This window comes from Streptacidiphilus monticola, assembly GCF_042658505.1.
Lineage (GTDB): Bacteria > Actinomycetota > Actinomycetes > Streptomycetales > Streptomycetaceae > Streptacidiphilus > Streptacidiphilus monticola.
On sequence record NZ_JBHSQJ010000133.1, the window covers coordinates 15246 to 21619 of the forward strand.

Here is a 6374-nt window from a genome sequence, read left to right on the forward strand (position 1 = left end):
CCCCCGGCGGCTGCCGAGCCGCCGGGGTACGCCCCGGCGCCGGCGGCGGGCTGACCGGGGGTCAACTGTCCACCCGCACCGGGGTGGGCCCCCGGGCTCCCCTGCCCGCCGCCGGCCGCCCCGCGCCCGTCGGCGCCCGCGTGGGCTCCCGGTGCACCGGGGTACGCCGCCGCGCCTTGGCGGGGGCCTGCCCCGGCGGCGGAGCCGGGATAGCCCCCGGCGCCATCAGGCCGGCTGCCCTGGGGTTGGTCTCCGGCGGGGCCCGTGGGTCCCGGGTAGGGCCCGTGGCCCGGCTGCCCCGCCAGGCCCGGGGACGCGTTCTCCGCTCCCGCCGGGTACGGGCGCTGACCGGGCGTCAGCACCTCTGGACCGGAGTAGGGCGGGTAGCCCGGGGCCGGGGGGTAGTCAGGGGTCGGGCGGCCGCCCGCCGTGGGGCGCTTGTGGCGGCCCGGGGCACGCTCCGGCTCCGGCGGAGCCGGGGGCGGCACGGGCGCCGCCCCGCGGCGGCCCCGCTTGGCGTCGATGAGGGCGACCGCCGCCGGGGGCAGCCACTCCCGCGAGTCGTCGTCCACGTCGCCCGAGGCGAACAGGTGCGGGCCGAGTTCCGCCGCGATCTGCGCGGGGGTGGGCCGCCGTTCCGGCGCCGGGCGCATGCACGCCTTGATCAGCGGGGCCAGCTCCGCCGGGACCCCGGACAGGTCCGGGGCCTCGCGCAGCAGCATGAAGACCGTCTCCACCGGGTTGGCCCCGTGGTACGGCGCGTGCCCCGTCGCCGCGAAGACCAGCAGCGACCCGAGCGAGAAGACGTCGGACGCCCCGGACACGCCCCGGCTGTCCCGGGCCTGCTCGGGGGACATGTACGCGGGCGTGCCCACCGCCACGTTGGTCATCGTCAGCCGGGTGTGCGACACCCCGGCCGCGATGCCGAAGTCGATCACCCGGGGCCCGTCCTCGGTGACCAGCACGTTGGACGGCTTGAGGTCCCGGTGCACCAGCCCCGCCGCGTGGATCGACTGCAGCGCCTCCGCGATGCCGGCGGCCAGCCAGCGCACCGCGTCCACCGGCAGCGGGCCGCACTCGCCGACCAGGTCCTCCAGCGAGGGCGCGGGAATGTAGGCCGTCGCCAGCCACGGCACCGGAGCGTCCGCGTCCGCGTCCACCACCGCCGCGGTGTAGAAGCCGCTCACCGTCCGGGCCGCCGCGATCTCGCGGGCGAACCGGACCCGGAACAGCTGGTCCTCGGCCAGCTCCGCGCGCACCGTCTTGATCGCGACGCGCCGCCCCGCCGAGGACCGGCCCAGGTACACCAGGCCCATCCCCCCTGCCCCCAGGCGGCCCAGCACCTCGAACGTGCCGATCCGTCGCGGATCGTGAGCGCTCAGCTGGTCCACGACTCCTGCCACCTCCCCGTGTGGTCTTCCTGCAGGGTGATTCTCCAATGCCGACCCGCCGCAGGGCCAACCACCCGCCGATCCCCTGCGCCCCGGGGCTAGATTGATGAACCGTGAGGAAGTGACACGTTCCGAGCCACCGCGAGGAGGCGACCGTGACTCCGTCCCGTTCCACCGCCCGCGCGGGCCGTGCGGCGCAGCTGCAGGGCCTGCTGGAGCACCTGCTGGGAGCACCGCTGCCGGTGCGGCTGCGGGCCTGGGACGGCTCGGAGGCCGGTCCCCCCGGCGCTCCGGTGCTGGAGGTCCGGGACCGGCGCGCGCTGCGCCACCTGCTCTGGCGGCCGGACGAACTGGGCCTGGCCCGCGCCTGGGTCGCCGGGGACCTCGACCTGCCGCCCGGCGGCGACCTCTACGCGATGATGGAGTCGCTGCTGCCGCTGGTCGAGGCGGCCCGCGGCAGCGACCGCCCGCGGCCCCGGCTTCGGGAGCACCTCGGCACCCTGCTGCGGCTCGGCGCGCTCGGCCCCCGCCCGCCGCTCCCGCCGGAGGAGGCAAGGGAACTGACCGGCCGTCGGCACTCGCTCACCCGCGACCGCCAGGCCATCAGGCACCACTACGACGTCGGCAACGAGTTCTACCGGCTGGTGCTCGGCCCCTCCCTCGTCTACTCCTGCGCCTACTGGCCCCCGGGCACCCCGGATCTGGAGAGCGCCCAGGCGAACAAACTCGACCTGGTCTGCCGCAAGCTCGGTCTGCGCCCGGGGATGCGGCTGCTGGACGTGGGCTGCGGCTGGGGCTCGATGCTGCTGCACGCGGCCCGCCACTACGGGGTGCACGGCGTCGGCATCACGCTCTCCCAGGAGCAGGCCGCCGCCGCCCGCGAACGGATCGCGCAGGAGGGGCTCGCGGACCGGCTGGAGGTACGGATCCAGGACTACCGCGAGGTTCCTGACGGTCCGTTCGACGCCATCTCCAGCATCGGCATGGCCGAGCACGTGGGCGCCGAGCAGTACCTCGCGTACGCAGGAAAGCTCTACGACCTGCTGGCGCCCGAGGGGCGGCTGCTCAACCACCAGATCGCCCGGCGCCCCACCCGTCCCGGCGAGCGCTACGAGCTGTCCCCCTTCATCGCGGCCTACGTGTTCCCCGACGGGGAGTTGATGCCCATCGGCGGCACCGTCTCGCTGCTGGAGCGGGCCGGCTTCGAGGTGCGCGACGTCGAGGCGCTGCGCGAGCACTACGCGGTGACGCTGCGCGCCTGGGTGAGCAACCTGGAGGCGGACTGGGAGCGCGCGGTGAAGCTCGTCGGGCGGGGGCGTGCGCGCGTCTGGCGGCTCTACATGGCGGCGTCCGCGGTGGCCTTCGAGAGCAACAGCATCGGGGTCAACCAGGTTCTGGCGGTGCGTACCAGGGACTCGGGGCGCTCCGGAATGCCCAGGTCACGCGCGTGCTGGCAGCCCGGATCCGACGCACCGTCAGCCGACGGGGCCTCAGCCGACGGCCCGTCAGTCTGACGGAGCATCGGGAACCGTCTCCCGAATGGCGCGCGGATCTTGCGGAGTTAAGCTGACGACATGACAGGACAAGTTCGCACCGTCGACGGGCGCGTCGCCGGGCGACGCGGGCAGGCGACGCGGCAGAAGCTGCTCGACTGCCTCGCGGAGATGCTCAGCACGTCGCCCTACCGGGACGTCAAGGTCATCGACGTCGCTCGGATGGCGGGTACCTCCCCCGCAACCTTCTACCAGTACTTCCCCGACGTCGAGGGCGCCGTCCTCGAGATCGCGGACGAAGTCGCCAGCGCCGGCGCCGGTCTCAGGGACCTGGCGACCGACAAGAACTGGGCCGGAAAGGGCGGTTACCAGGCCGCCGAGGAGCTGGTGGACGGCTTCCTCACCTTCTGGCGGGACAACGACGCGATCCTGCGCGTGGTCACTCTCGGCTCCGCCGAGGGGGATAAACGTTTCTCCAAGATCCGCCAGAAGATGCTGACCGGGGTCGCCAACGCGCTCACGGACGCGGTCAAGGAGCTCCAGGCCACCAACAAGGTCGAGAAGTCGGTCAGCGCACCGGCGGTCGCGACCTCGCTGGTGACCATGCTCTCGGCCGTGGCGGAGCAGCAGAAGGCGATCGAGACGCAGGGCGTCAAGGCCAAGGAGCTCAAGCCGAACCTGGCGCTCCTGGTGTACCTCGGCGTCACCGGCAAGAAGCCGCCGAAGTAGGCGGAGCACACAGCAGCCCTTCGCCCCGCAGCGGGAGGCGGCACCGGCATCCTGTCCTGCCGGACGCACCTGCGCGCGACTGTGCCTCGGGGGAGGTTTCGCAGCGCGTACGCCGCCGTCCCGCGCCACCCACTCGGGCGGTCCCCGCTACCGGGGCCGCCCCTTTCCCTGTGCTCCGGCCGCTGCCCGAAGCGCGGATGCGGGCCGGTGCCGTGGGGTCACGGGCAGCTGACGACCTGTCCGGCGTAGGCCAGACCGCCGCCGAAGCCCAGCAGCAGGACCGGGGCGCCGGACCTGATGCCGCCCTGCTCGACCAGCTTGGAGAAGGCGAGCGGGACGCTGGCCGCAGAGGTGTTACCCGATTCCACCACGTCCCGCGCGATCACCGCGTCAGGCGCGCCGAGCTTGGCCGCGATCGCCTCGATGATCCGCAGGTTGGCCTGGTGCGGGACGAAGGCGGCGAGTTCGGACGGGGCGATCCCGGCCTTGGCGCACGCCTCCAGCGCGATCGGGGCGAGCTGGGTGGTGGCCCAGCGGAAGACCGCCTGGCCCTGCTGGCTGATCACGGGCTTCCAGCCGTCGATCCGGACGGCGTCGGTGCGGGAGGTGTCGGTGCCCCAGACGACCGGCCCGATGCCGGGGGTCCCGGCCGCCTCGACGACGGCGGCGCCGGCCCCGTCCGCGAAGATCACGCAGGTGGAGCGGTCGGTCCAGTCGATGGTGTCGGTCATCTTCTCCGCGCCGATGACGAGGGCGCGGGTGGCGGCGCCGGCGCGGATGGCGTGGTCGGCGGTGGCCAGGGCGTAGGAGAAGCCGGAGCAGACGGTGTTGATGTCGTAGGCGGCGGGGCTGCTGATGCCCAGTCTGGCCGCCACCTGCGCCGCGGTGTTGGGGCTGCGTTCGATCGCGGTGCAGGTCGCGACGACGACCAGGTCGATGTCGGCGGGGTCGCACCCGGCCGCGGCGAGCGCCTTGCCTGCGGCGCGCACGGCCATGTCGGTGACGGACTCGTCCGCCTCGGCCACGTGCCGGGTGCGGATGCCCACGCGACTGCGGATCCAGGCGTCGTCGGTCTCGACGATCTTCGCGAGATCGTCGTTGCTGAGCGTCCTGGCGGGCTGGTAGTGCCCCAGCGCGACAATCCGTGATCCAGTCATGGATCTACTCAATCCGGTTACCGACGGGTCCAGGTGCAGGCCCTTCCACAGCATCGGCCCCACGAGCCTGTGGACTCCGGACAACGGCGGCGGCCCGCCCGGCCGGCCGGAGTCGCTACGCGGCGAGGGACGCGGCGTCGCCCATGACGATGACGGGGTGCTTGGCAGGGTCGAGCGCCCGGAGGAGGGTGGCCATGTCCTGCTTCGGAAGGCTTATGCAGCCGTGGGTGGGGCCCCCGTGGTCCACGTGCACCCAGATCCCGCCGCCGCGGCTCGCGCCGAGCGGCCTGCGGCCGTCCAGCGGAGAGGAGCCCGGGACGTGGTTGTAGTTGATCGCCACGACGTAGTCGAAGGCGTCCGCCAGCGACTCGCCCTCGAAGCCGGTACCCGGAGCCTGGAACGCGGAGGAGCGCGTGTAGGGGAGCTTGGTGCCGGGGTTGGGGTCGAGCCCGCCCGCGTCGGTGAGGCTGAACACCCCGATGGGGCTGTGCAGGTCGCCCGCGTGGTGGTCGGTGGTCCAGCCGTCGCGGGCGTTGTGCCCGCTCCAGGTGGTACCGGCGATCCAGCCGCCGTCGGCGGTGCGGGTGTAGAGGGTGACCTTGGTGGTGTTCTTGTTCTTCCCCGCGCCCGAGGCGATCAGCACCTGCTGGGTGCCGGCCGGGATCTTCTTGAGGAAGGTGGGCCCCAGGCCCGGGAGTTGACTGAGCGTCGCGGCCTGCGTCGCGCGGTCCACGGAGCGGGAGGTGCCCGGGCCGACGGCGGTGTGCTGGCCGCCGTTCGCCGGGACCGTCGCGGCCGGGGCCGCGTCGGCGGAACCGCCCTTGCCGTGCGGATCCGCCATACCCGCCACGGCGATGACCGCGACGGCGGCGACGGAGCCGATGCCCAGGAAGCCGGTGCGGATGGCCCGGCGGCGCCGCTTGGCGCGTGCCCGCGCGGCCGCTCTCGCCTGCGCCCGCGTCGGCCGGGCAGTCCCGGGGACGCCGTATTCGGCGTCGGCGGGACTGGGGTGAACGGAGCTCCGCGAGTGGCTGGGCATGCTGGAACGCTACCTCCTTCCTGTGAGCGCTTGAGGGAGCGGCATGCCCTGCGGACGGCCCTGGCGCGGTTTTTGATGGCCCTTTAGATATCTATGCCCGTTTCGCCCCCTCGTGAAGATGTGGTGATTCCCCCACCTCACACGGGGCACGCACGCCCCCATGCCCCCTGCTCCGCCGGGCGCCGCGCTTGACTCCACCCGGCCGTCGGCGGTGTGACCTCCTCCAACTCCACGCTGGTCGCCGGCTACCGGGCCCCCGGTGGGGCAGGCGGCCAACTTCCGCGACCTGCAGTCGCTTGTGGCTTCGGCACCGGGCGACCGACCCCGCCCGGTCCCCGGCTCCGCACCGCCCGGCCCTGCGGGCCCGCGGAGCGGGGCGTGCGCCGACCGGAGCCCCGCGTTGGCTGCGAGGCGCCCGTTCCCCGGCTGCCGGGGCGGGCCGGCCGTGCGACGCGCGCCCGGCGCTCGGGTCCTGTCCGGCCGTCAGGGGGCGTAGCCCGCTGTGGCGTTGCCTGCCTCCCGCATGAGCGCTGGCCGACCCCACGCCGGCGCTGCCCGGCGCCGC

The 6374-nt window shown here is 74.1% G+C and carries 5 protein-coding genes; 2 read left to right on the top strand and 3 right to left on the bottom strand.

Annotation, left to right across the window (positions count from 1 at the left end; all coding sequences use genetic code 11):
* The coding region (locus ACFP3V_RS26675; protein ID WP_380588556.1) for a serine/threonine-protein kinase at positions 1 to 1391 on the bottom strand (1391 nt) is incomplete at its 3' end.
* Between the two features lie 155 nt (positions 1392 to 1546).
* On the opposite strand from ACFP3V_RS26675, the gene ACFP3V_RS26680 reads away from it, so the two are divergent.
* Positions 1547 to 2905 (top strand): class I SAM-dependent methyltransferase, encoded by a 1359-nt coding sequence (locus tag ACFP3V_RS26680; RefSeq protein WP_380588559.1) that lies wholly within the window; start codon positions 1547 to 1549, stop codon positions 2903 to 2905.
* Positions 2906 to 2965: 60 nt separating this feature from the next.
* Complete coding sequence (locus ACFP3V_RS26685) at positions 2966 to 3613, top strand: TetR family transcriptional regulator (RefSeq protein WP_380588562.1); 648 nt, start codon at positions 2966 to 2968, stop codon at positions 3611 to 3613.
* A gap of 218 nt (positions 3614 to 3831) precedes the next feature.
* On the opposite strand, the gene ACFP3V_RS26690 is transcribed toward ACFP3V_RS26685, so the two are convergent.
* Entirely contained in the window at positions 3832 to 4770 is a 939-nt protein-coding gene (locus ACFP3V_RS26690) for a beta-ketoacyl-ACP synthase III (protein ID WP_380588565.1), read from the bottom strand.
* 115 nt (positions 4771 to 4885) lie between these two features.
* Complete coding sequence (locus ACFP3V_RS26695; protein WP_380588568.1) at positions 4886 to 5809, bottom strand: L,D-transpeptidase family protein; 924 nt, start codon at positions 5807 to 5809, stop codon at positions 4886 to 4888.
* Positions 5810 to 6374: the final 565 nt, after the last annotated feature.